Source organism: Mesorhizobium sp. C432A, from assembly GCF_030323145.1.
GTDB lineage: Bacteria > Pseudomonadota > Alphaproteobacteria > Rhizobiales > Rhizobiaceae > Mesorhizobium.
Genome location: NZ_CP100470.1, coordinates 2,216,234 through 2,229,618, shown reverse-complemented (window position 1 = coordinate 2,229,618; position 13,385 = coordinate 2,216,234). Strand labels below are relative to the sequence as shown.

General features: G+C 64.6%; 12 protein-coding genes. 6 read left to right on the top strand and 6 right to left on the bottom strand.

Going from position 1 to position 13,385, the window contains the following annotated elements; all coding sequences use genetic code 11:
* Positions 1-50: 50 nt before the first annotated feature.
* The 3 genes from NLY33_RS10705 (at position 51) to NLY33_RS10695 (ending at position 3,812) form a co-directional block, all read left to right on the top strand.
* On the top strand, positions 51-1,601 hold the full coding sequence (locus NLY33_RS10705) for a sugar ABC transporter ATP-binding protein (protein WP_023704175.1): 1,551 nt from the start codon (positions 51-53) through the stop codon (positions 1,599-1,601).
* Positions 1,598-2,569: an ABC transporter permease gene (locus NLY33_RS10700; RefSeq protein ID WP_023704176.1), complete on the top strand. Its 972-nt coding sequence runs from the start codon at positions 1,598-1,600 to the stop codon at positions 2,567-2,569. Before NLY33_RS10705 ends, NLY33_RS10700 begins: the two co-directional genes overlap by 4 nt.
* A 262-nt stretch (positions 2,570-2,831) precedes the next feature.
* Positions 2,832-3,812: an ABC transporter permease gene (locus NLY33_RS10695; protein ID WP_023704177.1), complete on the top strand. Its 981-nt coding sequence runs from the start codon at positions 2,832-2,834 to the stop codon at positions 3,810-3,812.
* Positions 3,813-4,165: 353 nt separating this feature from the next.
* Here NLY33_RS10695 and NLY33_RS10690 read toward each other — a convergent pair whose 3' ends face one another.
* From NLY33_RS10690 to NLY33_RS10680, 3 genes are all read right to left on the bottom strand, one after another.
* The gene (locus NLY33_RS10690) at positions 4,166-4,606 is read right to left on the bottom strand and encodes a lipid-binding SYLF domain-containing protein (protein ID WP_023704178.1); all 441 of its coding nucleotides are present in this window, start codon (positions 4,604-4,606) and stop codon (positions 4,166-4,168) included.
* A gap of 446 nt (positions 4,607-5,052) precedes the next feature.
* Complete coding sequence (locus NLY33_RS10685) at positions 5,053-5,412, bottom strand: hypothetical protein (RefSeq protein WP_023704179.1); 360 nt, start codon at positions 5,410-5,412, stop codon at positions 5,053-5,055.
* 88 nt (positions 5,413-5,500) lie between these two features.
* Entirely contained in the window at positions 5,501-6,649 is a 1,149-nt protein-coding gene (locus tag NLY33_RS10680; RefSeq protein WP_023707586.1) for an amidohydrolase, read from the bottom strand.
* Between the two features lie 278 nt (positions 6,650-6,927).
* Between NLY33_RS10680 and NLY33_RS10675 the strand changes: the two genes are divergently transcribed.
* The 3 genes from NLY33_RS10675 to NLY33_RS10665 all read left to right on the top strand — a co-directional run bounded on the left by NLY33_RS10675 (position 6,928) and on the right by NLY33_RS10665 (position 8,584).
* Complete coding sequence (locus tag NLY33_RS10675; RefSeq protein ID WP_023707585.1) at positions 6,928-7,923, top strand: GlxA family transcriptional regulator; 996 nt, start codon at positions 6,928-6,930, stop codon at positions 7,921-7,923.
* A gap of 68 nt (positions 7,924-7,991) precedes the next feature.
* On the top strand, positions 7,992-8,273 hold the full coding sequence (locus NLY33_RS10670; RefSeq protein ID WP_023707584.1) for a type II toxin-antitoxin system ParD family antitoxin: 282 nt from the start codon (positions 7,992-7,994) through the stop codon (positions 8,271-8,273).
* Positions 8,270-8,584: a type II toxin-antitoxin system RelE/ParE family toxin gene (locus NLY33_RS10665; RefSeq protein WP_023707583.1), complete on the top strand. Its 315-nt coding sequence runs from the start codon at positions 8,270-8,272 to the stop codon at positions 8,582-8,584. The genes NLY33_RS10670 and NLY33_RS10665 overlap by 4 nt, the downstream gene beginning before the upstream one ends.
* Here NLY33_RS10665 and NLY33_RS10660 read toward each other — a convergent pair.
* Genes NLY33_RS10660 through eglC form a run of 3 tightly spaced genes read right to left on the bottom strand, consistent with a single transcriptional unit; the run spans position 8,571 to position 13,079 of the window.
* Positions 8,571-9,890: an HlyD family type I secretion periplasmic adaptor subunit gene (locus NLY33_RS10660; protein WP_023707582.1), complete on the bottom strand. Its 1,320-nt coding sequence runs from the start codon at positions 9,888-9,890 to the stop codon at positions 8,571-8,573. The genes NLY33_RS10665 and NLY33_RS10660 overlap by 14 nt on opposite strands.
* Before the next feature lie 3 nt (positions 9,891-9,893).
* Positions 9,894-11,654 (bottom strand): type I secretion system permease/ATPase, encoded by a 1,761-nt coding sequence (locus NLY33_RS10655; protein WP_023707581.1) that lies wholly within the window; start codon positions 11,652-11,654, stop codon positions 9,894-9,896.
* On the bottom strand, positions 11,655-13,079 hold the full coding sequence (gene eglC / locus NLY33_RS10650) for an endo-1,3-1,4-beta-glycanase EglC (protein ID WP_023707580.1): 1,425 nt from the start codon (positions 13,077-13,079) through the stop codon (positions 11,655-11,657).
* Between the last annotated feature and the right edge of the window lie 306 nt (positions 13,080-13,385).

The window sequence follows — 13,385 nt, the reverse complement described above, 5'->3', positions numbered from 1 at the left end:
GGGGGGCGCCGTAGAGTGCCAGCAAGAGAATTTCTGATGCGGACATCGATTTGACCACCAGCCCCCTCCTCGACGCCACCGGCGTCGCCAAGAACTACGGCGCGGTCGCGGCCTTGCGCAACGCGTCGCTCTCCGTCCGGCCCGGCGAAGTCCACGCGCTTATGGGCGCCAATGGCGCCGGCAAGTCGACGCTGGTAAAGATCCTGACCGGCGCCATTCCCGCCAATGCCGGCCGCATCCTGATCCGCGACGAAGCGCGCGACATTCGCTCGCCCGCCGCCGCGCGCCGCGCCGGGCTGCTGCCGGTCTACCAGGAGCCGTCGCTGATCCCCGATCTCGACGTTCTCTCCAATCTCAGGCTCACCGGCACGCCGGTCGAGCCGTTCCGCGCCTGGGTGCGCGAGCTCGGCATTCTTGACCTCGATCTGCGCGACACCGCGCGCGACATTCCGCTGGCCGTGCTGCGCGTGCTCGACCTGGCGCGGGCGCTCGCCGTCGGGCCCGACGTGCTGCTGCTTGACGAGATGACGGCGGCCCTGCCCGCCAACCTCGCCGAAAAGGTGCTGGAAGTGGTGCGCCGCCAGGGCGATTCAGGCCGCGCCGTGATCTTCATCTCGCACCGCTTCGTCGAAATCTCCGCACTATGCGACCGCGCCACCGTGCTGCGCGACGGCGAGACCGTCGGCGTCGTCGACATCGTGCCGGGCGTCGAGGAAAAGATCGTCGAGCTGATGCTCGGCACCCGTATCGTGAAAACTCATGTCGCCGCCCGCAGCGCCGCCGAGAAGGCCGCGCCCGCGACCACCCGGCCGCGCATTTCGGTGCGAAACCTGCGCGTCGGCGCCAAGCTCAGCGATGTCTCCTTCGATCTCGCCGACGGCGAGGTGGCCGGCGTCGTGGCGCTCGAAGGCCAGGGCCAGGACGAGTTGTTCGCCGCCCTTGCCGGCTCGATCCGGCCCTCCGGCGGCACGATCGAAGTCGATGGCCAGCCGGTGAAATTCTCGCATCCGATCGACGCCATCCGCGCCGGCATTGCCTATGTGCCGGGCGACCGCTCGGAAGCGCTCGCCATGCAGCGCTCGGTGCGCGAAAACATCGCGCTGCCTTTCAGTGCCGCGCTGCGCAACTGGGGCCCGATCAACAGGCGCCGCGAACGCACGACCGTGCTCAGCGCCATCGAGCGGCTGCAGATCGACACCCGCGCGCAAGGCGAGGTGCAGCGCCTGTCCGGGGGCAATCAGCAGAAGGTGACCATCGCCCGCTGGATCGCGGCGGATGCCCGCACCATCCTGTGCTTCGACCCGACGCGCGGCATCGATGTCGGCACCAAGCAGGAGATCTACAAGCTGCTGCGCGAACTCGCCGGCAACGGCAAGTCGGTGCTGTTCTACACCTCGGAGCTGGAGGAGGTGCAGCGCGTCTGCGACCGCGTCATCGTCATCTTCGGCGGCCGCCTGGTCGACATTTTTCCGGTCGAGGAGGCCGACGAGCCGGCGCTGATGCGCGCCGCCTACGGCCTGCCGCGCGGCGCCAAGGCCGATATCGGCATATTGGCTGATCCGACCGCGAACACTTCGGCTTCGCCGGAGGCGACGCCATGAGCCATTTCCTGCGCCGCCAGGGCTGGGTTGTCGGCCTGTTCGCCCTGCTCATCGTCCTGTTCATCGCCACCAGGATCATCCAGCCGGCCTATGGCAGCAATGATTTCGGCTCGCTCGCCCGCGCCGTTCTGCCCTATGCCTTCGCAGTCGCCGCGCAGACGGTGGTCGTCATCGCCGGCGGCATTGACCTGTCGGTCGCCGCCATGATGGCGCTGACCAGCGTCACCGCGGCGTCGATGATGAATGGCGCGAGCGAGGAATACGCGCTGTTCGTGGTGCCCTTCGTGCTGGCCATGGGTTTCGTGCTCGGCGCACTCAACGGCCTGCTCATCGTCGTCACCCGCGTGCCCGACATTGTCGTGACGCTGGCCATGCTGTTCGTGCTGCAGGGTGCAGCCCTGCTGGTACTCGACGCGCCGGGCGGCGGCATCGCCGAATGGCTGAAGGCGCTGATCTCTGGCACCGTACCGATCCCCGGCCTGCCCGACGCCGTAGATGCCTGGCTGCCCAAGGCGCTGCTGGTGCTGATCGTGTGCCTCTGCGTCATCTGGATACCGCTGCGGCGCTCGCGCCTCGGCCTCTCCATCTACGCCATCGGCTCGAGCGAACTGGCGGCGTTTCGCTCCGGCGTGCCGGTCAAGCGCACCCGTATCATCGCCTATGCGCTGTCGGGCCTGTTCGCCGCCTTCGGTGGCCTGGCGCTGACCATGAGCACCGGCATCGGCGCCCCCATCCCCGGCCCTTATCTCTTGGCCAGCGTCGCCGCCGTGGTGCTGGGCGGCGTCGCCCTCGGCGGCGGCAAGGGCGGCCTGCTAGGCCCCATTGTCGCCGTCTTCGTGTTGCGCCTGGTGCGCACGGATTTGACGCTGCTCGCTATCGACCCGAATGTCACGGCTATTATCGAGGGGCTGATCATGGTGGCGGTGGTGATGTTCGGCGCGTTTATCACCATGCGGGGGCGGCAATGATGGGAGGGCTGTCGCAGAGAGACGTCGGCGTTCCTTCGCGCCCCCCTCTGTCCTGCCGGACATCTCCCCCACAAGGGGGGAGATTGGATGTCGCGACGACCTTCGCCAATCTCCAACCTTGCAAGAATGAGCGAGGCGATGAAGCTGCCAATCTCCCCACAAGTGGGGGAGATGGCCGGCAGGCCAGAGGGGGGCGCCGTAGAGCACTGTCCTCGCCAACTTGCCGCACCTTGCAAACCTCATCGCGAGCAAGAGCCGCCCCATGAGCACCACCGCCATCACCCCGGTCCCCTTCGGCCGCCGCATAAAGCGCTTCATGGCCGATCGCCCGCTCATCCCGCTGATCGTCCTGCTCGCCATCCTGGTTATAATCCTGCAGGTCCTGCGCCCCGGCATCGTCAACGAGCGCTGGATCGCCAACACCATCAAATTCGCCATCCCGCTGGCGATCCTCTCGGGATGCCAGACCATAACCATGCTGACCGGCGGCATCGACCTGTCGGTCGGCACGGTGGCGACGATGAGCGCCTTCATCATGGCCACGCAAGTGGTCAACCAGGATCCGGCGGTGGCGTTCCTCCTGGCGATGATGCCGGCGGTGCTGATCGGCCTCGTCAATGGCATCGGCGTCGGCGTCTTCCGCGTCCACCCGCTGATCATGACGCTGGGCACCAGCCTGATCGGCACCGGCTGCCTGCAGGTCTACCAGCGCACGGTGATCGCGTCGGGCGCAAAAATCCCCGACTTCCTGGCTTGGCTCGGCACCGGCGTGACATGGGGCTTCCCCAACGCGCTGCTTTTGTTCGTGCCGCTCGCCGCCCTCATCGTCTTCACGCTCGCCCGCACCGGCTTCGGCCGCCTGCTCTACGCCGTCGGCGACAATGAGCGCGCGACCCGCCTGTCGGGCGTGCAATACTGGCAGGTCATCACCGCGCTCTACGTCACCTCCAGCGTGCTCGCCGGCATCACCGGCCTGCTCTATATCGGCTTGATCAAGGCGCCGTCGCTGTCGCTCGCCGAACCGCTGGTGCTGCCCTCGGTCGCCGCCGCCGTCATCGGCGGCACCTCCATCTTCGGCGGCCGCGGCGGCTACACCGGCACCATCATCGGCGCCCTGATCCTGACCGTGCTGACAACACTGCTGACCATCCTGCAGATGCCGGAGGGGGCACGGCGGATCTTGTTCGGGCTGATCGTGCTGTTCGTGACGGCGGCGTATTTGCGGATTGTGGAGGAGCGGTAGGGGCTGGCGGCAGTAGTGGCGCCGGTCCGGCGCTGCAAGCCAGGCTTACCCGTCAGAAGCGCAAGGCTATCGCCTACGGCAGCGCCAGCCCCCACTCCGTCTCGGCTTCGCCGAGCCACCTCTACCCCCACGTCCGTGGGGGAGAGGAAATGCCAAGCTTTCATAGGAAGGAAATCCAAGTTTTTCTTGAGGCAGAACCTAAGCCTTTGAAGCCGCGACTTCCAAAATTAGCGTTTCCTCTCCCCCACGAAAGTGGGGGTAGAGGTGGCTCGGCGAAGCCGAGACGGAGTGGGGGACCGACCTACTGATTGCCACCATCCTGGGCGACCTTGCCCACCCAGACGCAACGCCCCTTACTTCAACGAAATCGCCATCCCGCTCAGATCCGCATTCACCTGCAGGCCCACCTGCCGGCCGGTAAGCTCGAGCTGGGCGCCCTTGTCGTTGGTCATGACGATCACCTGCGCCCCCTTGCCGAGCGCGCCGCCACCGCCGGCCGCGCCATAAACGCCGGTCGCATCCCGCACCCTGCGGATATGGCGCACGGTGCCCCGGAAATAGGTCTTGGAAACCCCGAAGGCGAAGCCGCCCGAAACGCCGCCGATCGTGATGGGATAGGAGCGGCCGTGGAAGGTAAGCGTGCCCTCGCCGCCCGAGCCGCCGACGAAGAAGGCCGCCTTGTAGACGGCAAAGCGGATCGTGCCGCTATCGGCATGCGCGGCACTGGCCGCCCCGACGGCAACAGTGGCGATGGCCGCAACCGCAAGCGAATGAAAGCTGGACGAGATGGTCATGATGGGAGCTCCTCAAGTGCGCCGCTTGCCCAACCGGCAGGGCTCGTCGGCGTCGTAACCAACTTGAACAGTTTAGGCTTGGATTTGGTTCCAGGGAGAGCCCTCGGTGGGTCAAGGCGCAAAGCTGGTGGGGAGAGCGGAGGAGCGCTTCATACAGAGCTGGCAATGCCAATGCCTCGGGGCAAGGGCTATCGCATATGAGCTTGTACGAAGAGGACCACCACTCTAACTTGCCGGGGCGAGCCAGGGTTTCGCCCGTCCTTCGGACCCTCACAAGGCGGAGGGAACGCTGCCGCACGCCCAGCCCTTTTTTAAGTCGACTTAGACGGTTTTGCGGAAATCAGCGCCAACCTAGTCTCCCTCCCCCTTGTTGGGAGGGATTGAGGGTGGGGGTATTCGTAGGGCGCAAGCCTCCGCTATTGTCCCTGTGCAAACCAATCCCAGCCCTACGGATATTTCCCCGGCTTTGGTGCGTAGATTTGCGGATCGAAGTCCAAATCCTTCGGCAGCGGCAGGCTTGAGCACTGCAAATGCACCTCGCGCGCCAACAGCCTTCGCTGCTGCTGCTCATGCTCCTTGATGGCCGCCACCAGACCCATGCTGTATGGCCCCAGCACGACCCCGGCGGCCCATCCCGGATGCTCCCTCTCGCGCGCGTCGTAATTCATGGCATCGGTGCGGGCCTGCTGGCATTCCGGCGTCGCCCATTTCGGGTCTTGGGTCGAGAGCGAGGCTCCATACTGGACCGGAGACGATACGCACCCTGCCACTGTCGCAGTCAACGCGACGACCATTGCAATTCTCATCCAAAAGCCCCTCCTAATGTAGGAGGCGACTACAAGACGATTCCAGCGGGAAAAAGGCAGCTTCAGGATGCGGATTTTGCAGGGCCGCTCACCCCAGCAGGTTGCGCGCCGTGCGCATGAAGATCTTCGAACCGATCGGGATCAGATCGTCGGGAAAATCATAATCGGGATTGTGCAATGACGGGGTGCGCTCGCCCGCGCCGAGGAAGAACATCGCCGACCTCGCCTTGTGGCCGAAGATGCCAAAATCTTCCGAAGCGCGCATCGGCAAGGCTTCCTCGCTGCGCGCGACGCCCTCTTCGTCCAGCGCGCGGTTGAGATGTTCCACCGCGTCTGGAGCGTTGACGCTGGCGACGAAAATCTCATGATAATCGCAGTGCACGGAAAGACGGTGCTCGGCCGCGATCCTGGTGGCCAACGCTTCCGCCGCCGCGACCAGTTCCGCCATGCGCTCGTCGCGCCTTGTACGCAGCGTCGCCCACACCTCGGCGTAGCCGGGCGCGATGCCGAACACGGCCTCGCCCATCGTCGCATGGGTGACGGTGACCATGCTGAAAACATCGTCGGCAAAGGTGCCGCGTCCGAGCGCCGGCAGCAGCGGCATGAGCTCGCTCACCGCCGGCATCGGCGACACGCCGGTTTCGGGCATGGAGGAATGCGCGGTCTTGCCCTCCAGCACGATGCGGATGCCGCGCGAGGCGCAGTTGACGACGCCGGGCTTGAGCCGCACCTCGCCGAACGGCACGCCCGGCAGATTGTGCAGCGAGAAGGCGAAGTCCGGCGCGATCTCGCCAAAGCGTGGATCGGCGACGACGCCGGCCGCACCATTGCCGGTCTCCTCCGCCGGCTGGAACATCAAGACGACGCGGCCGCGGGCCGGCCGCTCACGCCCGAGCTGGCGGCCAAGTGCGGCCAGGATCGCGGTGTGGCCGTCATGGCCGCACATATGCGATTTTCCCGGCACCTGCGAGGCATGCTCGACGCCCGAAAGCTCCTCGATCGGCAGCGCATCGATCTCCGAGCGGAACAGCACCGTCGGTCCCGCCTGGCCGCTGTCATAGACCGCCGCCACGCCATGACCGCCGAGGCCGGTCAGCACCTTGTCCGGCGCTGTATCGGCGAGGAAGCTGACGACTTCCTTGGCGGTCTGTTCTTCCTCGTTGGAGATTTCCGGGTTTTGGTGCAGCTTGCGGCGCCATGCCGTCAGCTCGATGATATCGCGATTGGTGAGGGTCATGGCTTGGGCTCCGCTTTGGTGCTGCAGGTTACACAAACACGATAGGGTTTTTCTCACGCCGTGCCATGCTGATCAATTCCACTGGTCCATCTGCCTGTCTTGTGTGAGCGTAGATGACGACATCCCATGACCACCACACAACCCAGAGAATTTCCAGCTCCGCACTGAGGCCGTCGATCTCATCTCCGACATCCGGTGGCTTCTCCTGAAAAGCGCCGCGTGCTCGCCTGTGCGACATCTTTGCTTCCATCCACCCGAAGGAACGTTTCGGAGCAACAATGGCCAGGCGGTTTGCGTTTCTCTTGGTTCGCGACTTCACGCTGTCGCCGCTGTCGCTGTTCATCGACACGCTGCGGCTGGCCGGCGATGAAGGCGACCGCAGCCGCCGGATCGAGTTCGACTGGGAGATCGTCGGCGAGCGTGGCCTGCCGATCCGCGCGAGTTGCGGTGTCGAGTTGCTGCCGACCAAGGCGATCGGCAATCCGCAGGAGTTCGACAATGTCGTCGTGGTCGGCGGTCTGCTCGACACCAACCGCAGCCTCAGCTCCGAAAAGGAGGCCTTCCTGTTGCGGGCGGCCGAAAAGTGCGTGCCGCTGACGGCACTCTGCACCGGCAGCTTCGTGCTCGCGCGCTACGGCCTGCTCGATGGCTACAGTGCCGCCGTCAGCTGGTTCCATATCAAGGATTTCCGCAGCCAATTCCCTGACGTGAACGCCCATGCCGACAGCCTGTTTTCCGTCGATAGGGGCCGCTCGACCTGCGCCGGCGGCACGGGTGCGGCCGACCTTGCCGGCCATTTCGTGTCGCAGTTCATCGGCCGCAAGGCTGCGGAAAAAGCCGCCAAGATCCTCGTGCTCGACCGCATCCGCTCGAGCCTGGATGTGCAGCCCGTCGGCGATCTCTTTCCGGCCGCGTCGAGCCGAGCGGTGAAACGGGCGCTGCTTCTGATGGAAAGCAATCTCCAGGAGACGCTGTCGGTCGCCGAGATCGCGGGCCGGTTGCATTTATCCCGGCGCCAGCTTGAGCGGCTGTTCTGCGCCGAGCTCGGCATCGGCCCGATGGCCGCCTATCTTGCGCTGCGCGTACATCAGGCCAAGTCGCTGCTGGAGGGGAGCGACTTGGCAATCGGCGACATCGCCTACCGCTGCGGTTTTCCCAATGCCGGCCATTTCAGCCGTGTCTTCCGCCATCAGACCGGTATCACGCCGACCCATCTCAGGCATCCGAACCGAATGTCCGGTGTCTTTGCCGACGGCAAGGGGAGCGGTCCCTAAGCCTATATTGGGGCGTGCGATCTCGCCGTTGGTATGATAATATCATACCAACCTGATAGGAGGGATCCATGTCCGCCACCGAAAAACGCACCTTCAGCCTGCCGGCCGAGCAGGCTGCTTTCATCGACCAGCTCGTTCGGTCCGGCACATACGCGACCAGCAGTGAAGTGATCCGCGCCGGTCTTCGCGCATTGCAGGAACGCGACGCCGCTGTGGAGCGCTGGCTGCGTGAGGAGGTCGCGCCGACCTATGATAGGTGGAAGGCAGACCCCTCCCAGGCCATCCCGGCCGACAAGTCTTTTGAAAGCATTCGCGCACATCACGCAGCTCGCCTCAAGGGGAACGTGTGAAGCGCCGGCATGTTGTCCTTTTGCCGGAAGCCCAGACGGACCTGTTATGGATATACGATACGGTCGCTCACGCATCCGGCAACCTCACCGCCCTTCGCTACATCGAGCGGATCGAGCGATTTTGCCTGGGTCTCGACTATGCCTCGGAACGCGGAACCCTAAGGGATGATGTGCGGCCGGGGCTTTGCATCGTTGGCTTCGAGCGCCGCCTGACTGTGGCCTTCACCGTAGAAGGCGACCAGGTGGTGATTCTCAGGGTGTTCTACGGCGGCGTCAACTGGGAGGACGAGTTGGCGCCTATCGCTCCGTGAACGCCCGCGCGAACGAGTCCAGCATCGGCCGCGCCAGATATTCGAGGAAGGTTCGGTCGCCGGTGCTGATAAACGCCTCGACCGGCGTTCCCGGGTAAAGCTGCTCGGCTTTCACGCCCTGCGGCAGCGTGTCGGTGATCTTCAGCCTGGCGCGGAAATACGCCTCATGCGTGGTTTCATCGATCAGCCGGTCGGCGGAAATTTGCGTCACCGTAGCCGGGACCTCAGGGGTGAGGCGCGCGTTCAGGGCGGACAGCCTGAGCTTCGCCGGCTGGCCGACGCGAACCAGGTCCACGTCTTTCGGCCGCAGCTTCGCGTCGACGATGAGGCCCGACGCGGTCGGCAGGATCTCCATGATCTTCTGCCCCGGCGCAATCACGCTGCCTTTGGAGTTGTAGATCGAGGATACCACGATGCCGGCTGCCGGCGCCTTGATCGTCGTGCGCCCCAGCACCGCCTCGGCTGCGGTGATCTGTTCGCCGATGTCGGCCAGGCTGGTGCGAACCTCGTCGAGCTTGGTCAGCGCGTCCTCGACGCGCTGCGTGGTCGCGCGCTCGACCTGCGCCTGGGCTTCGACGATCTGCGTCTTGGTCGCTGCGATATCCGCCTCCAGCGCGCCGGCCTGGCCGACCAGATCGGCCTCGCTGCGCAGAAGCTGCGAATATTCGCTGCGGTTGGTGAGACCCTTGTCGAGCAGGCCGGTCTTGATGCCGAGTTCCTTCTTCACGATCTCGGCCTGTTGCTGGATGGCGAGTTTCTGCGCCTCCAGTCCCAGCGCCGACTCACGATGCATGGCGACGCGCTGCGCCAGGATCGACTGCTCGGAGCGGAACCGGGCGAGCCTGGCCTCGAACTCCTTCTGCTGTTCGTGCACCAGATTGTCGAAATCGCGCTGGAACGGCGCGGGTGCTGCTTCGGCGATCGGCGCCAGCCTGTCCGATCCGTCGCGCTCGGCCTCAAGTCGCGCGGCACTTGCCCTGAGCGCGATCGTCTGTCTGGTCAGCCGGTTGAGGTCGGTCTGAGCCGCCCTGCGGTCGAGCAGGACCAGCGGTTCGCCTTGTTGCACGCGGTCGCCTTCATGCACCAGCAACTGCTCGATGATGCCGCCCTCGGGGTGCTGGATGAGGATGTTGCCGCCCGTCGCCGAGATCGTGCCGGAGGTGATCACCGCGCCGGAGAGCGGCGCGTTCGCCGCCCAATAGCCGAAGCAGCCGACGAAGAGCGCTATGGCCACGTAGCCGACGACGGCCATGCGGCGGAAGTCGGTGCGCGGTCGACCTTCGAAGGCGAGGCTCTGCTGCATCATCGTCTATGACCCGAAGCGGACGCTGTGCGGGCGCACGGTCGGCACGAACGAGCCTGTCACCACCGCGCTCCCGGCCTTGCCGGCCGCCGGTTGCCTCAGCACCTCGCTCGCAGGGCCGAAAGCTTCGACCATGCCGTTGCGCAGGACCATGACGCGGTCGCAGGCCGCGGCGATCGAAGGGCGATGCGTGATGACGACTGTCGTGACGCTTACACTTCGCGCGGCCGAAAGCATCCCTTCGAGCGCCGCCTCCCCACTGCCGTCGAGATGGGCGTTGGGCTCGTCCAGCACCAGCATGCGTGGCTTGCCGTAGAAGGCGCGCGCCAGCCCTATCCGCTGGCGCTCGCCGCCCGACAGCACGGTATGCGACGGGCCTATCATGGTCTGATAGCCGTCGCGCAGCGTGAGAATCAGCTCATGCGCCTCGGCGCGCCTGGCCGCTTCGACGATCGCGGCGTCATCGGCGTCGGGTTCGAAGCGGGCGACATTTTGCGCGATCGATCCCGGGAAAAGCTCCACCTCCTGCGCGAGATAGCCGATATGCCTGCCAAGCTGGGTTTCGTCCCAGCTCCTCAGGTCGGCGCCGTCGACCCTGACCGCGCCGCCGGTCGGCTGCAGCGCGCCCACAAGCAATTTCGCCAGCGTCGATTTGCCGGCCCCGCTCGGGCCGACGATCGCCACCGCTTCGCCGGCGCCGATGGCAAAATTCAACCGCTTGAGGATGGGCTCCGTGCCGAAAGCCGCAGTCGGCGCGATGAAGAACAGATCCTGCACCGAAATCGCGCCCAATGGATCGGGCAGTGCGAGCTTGCGCCCCTGCGCTGGTTGCGCCGCAAGGGCGGTGTCCAGCCGCTTCCAGCATCGCTTGGCGTCGACGATCTGCCGCCAGGATCCGATCAGCTGGTCGAGCGGCTGCAGCGCGCGCGACGACACCAGCGACGAAGCGAAGATCATGCCGGCGGTCATCTGCCCTTGTAGCACCAGCCACGCGCCGGCGCCGAGGATCGCCAGTTGCAGCATCATGCGCAGCGCCCGCGACGTCGCGCTGAAGATCGCATTGGCGCTTCCGGAACGGTCATGCAGGGTCAGCGCCTCAGCAACGTGTTGTCCCCAGACCGCGGCGGCATTTTGCACCATGCCCATGGCGCGCAGCGTGTCGGTGTTGCGGGCGAAGGCCTGCTCCGCCTGGCTGGCCACCGCCGAGCGTTCCGCCGACATGGCATCGTTCCTGCCGATGGCAAGCTGGTTGGCCACAACCAGGAGAAACAGCAGCACGGCGCCGGCGAGCGTCAGCCAGAACAGGACGGGATGGATGAAATAGAGCAAGGCCAGGAAGACGGGCGCAAACGGCAGGTCGAACAACACCGCCACGCCGCGCGACCTGATGAAGGCGCAAGTCGTGGCAAGGTCGTTCAGCGGCGACAGCCCGCTGCCGGCATGTCTGGCGCCAAGCGAGGCGGCGAATGTCCGCGCGCCCAGTTTCTGGTCGACGGTGGCCGCAACACGCTGCGCGTAGATGGCGCGGACCGCGTCCAGCAGGCCGAGGAAGGCGAGCGCGAGGACCGCCATGGCCGAGAGATAAAGCAGCGTCTCGACGCTGGAGGACGGCAACACCCGGTCATAGACCTGCAGCAGATAGAGCGGGATCACCAGGAGAAGGATGTTGATCAGCAACGAAAAGATGCCGATATCGGCGATGCCGCGCAGGAAAACCGGGCGCAGGCCGATGGCCGCATCCCTGAGTGGCGCGCGGTCCCGTGACATCTAGACCGCGTGCTCGGCTGTCGTGCTCAGATGGCTCTGCTGCAAATCGTTCAGCGTATAGGCGTGGATATAGTCGATCTTCATTTGCGCGGGCGTCGCCAGATGGTCGGGCGGCGCGCCGGCTTGACCGCCGACCGCAAGGTCGACCAGCATATACATGGGCTTGTTCATATCGGACGGCGTCGCCGCTTCCGCGACCTGGACGCCATCATAGGTCCAGACCAGCTTGTCCGGCGTCCACAACAGGCCATAGGTGTGATAGCCGTCGGTGTTGGAGACATTCACCGTCGACCCGACCGCGGTGTGGGTTCCCGTCTCATTTGTGTGCGCGGTCATGAGAAGCGCATTCGGGTTCTGCCCATACATTTCGATCACGTCGAGTTCCGGGGGCCATGAACCGTCTTCGGGCAGAAGCCAGAAGGCCGGCCACGCGCCGGCGTTTTCCGGGAGATCGGCCCGCATTTCGAAATAGCCATAGGTCTGCGAGAAGGTGTCGTGCGTCGTCAGTATGCCGGAAGTGTATTCGTAATTGTTGATCAGCGGCTTGATGTCGTCGGGCGCATGCGCCGCGGTTATGGTGAGCACGCCGCTTGCGACGCTGAACGGATGGACCGAGCTGGTCGGCGCATAATTGGCGTCGATATACCATTGCAGCTCGCCGTTCTGGGGCTGCGAGCTGCCGTTCTGCGCCCCCCACCAGAAATTGGAATCCCAGATGCCGCTCTGGCCGTTCCACAGCCTCAGCGTGTTGAAATCGTCGTTGAAGGACAGCGTCATGCCGGTCTTGTCGATCGGCAGCTCGAACTGCCCGGGCTGAAACTTGTCGATCGTGGTGTTGTGAAACACCAGCACCTCGCTCGAGCCGAGGTTCAGCTGCACGTTCGATCCCACCTGGACCATATTGGCGTGGACGGCCTCGAACGAGGTGAAAGCATAGCCGTTGAGGCGCACCGTGTCGGTCGCGCCGAAATCGGAGATCAGGTCGCTGCCATTGCCCTTGGTGATGATGAAGGTGTCGGCGCCGGCGCCGCCGATCAGGACGTCATTGCCCTTGCCGCCGTCCAGCGTCTGGCTGCCAGCGCCGCCCGTTATGATGTTGTCCTGACCATTGCCGAAGGCATAGTGGCCGTCGCCGGTGACGACGAGGTTCTCGAAATTCGCGGGCAGCTTGTAGCTCATCCAGGTATCGATCGTGTCGACGCCCGCGCCGTAGTTCTCGACCGCTTTGTTGATCGTCGAATAGAGATGGTAATAGTCGTCGCCCGCGCCGCCATACATGGTGACCTTGACGTTGGTGTCGCCCCAGAAGGAATCGTTGCCCGAGGTGCCGTAGCGGTAAGGCGCGCCTCCAGTCGCCGAGAACCAATGGGTGGAAGCGCCGGTATACGGAAGTGGAATGCCTTTGGCGTTGAGGACTGTGGTCATTCCGACACTCCTTGCGCGTGCTGCCTTGGTCGTTCGACAACCTTCGAGCGACCATTTCGGATCAACTCTTAAATTGATCCGTCGTTCCAGGGAATCATTCTATAGTACACCAAGGAGATCGTCGCCCATCATTTAATAGATAATGCCGAAGGCGTTAAGCTGATCCTAATACAACTTTGTAGGAGAGACTTACAATTTTAATAAATTGTGAGATCCGCGCCGAAAAGTTAGGCAACCTGTCAATGATGCATGCAATTTGACGCGACACGACCGCCTGCCTGAGGCGGCGGTCGAAGTCGCGGGCGG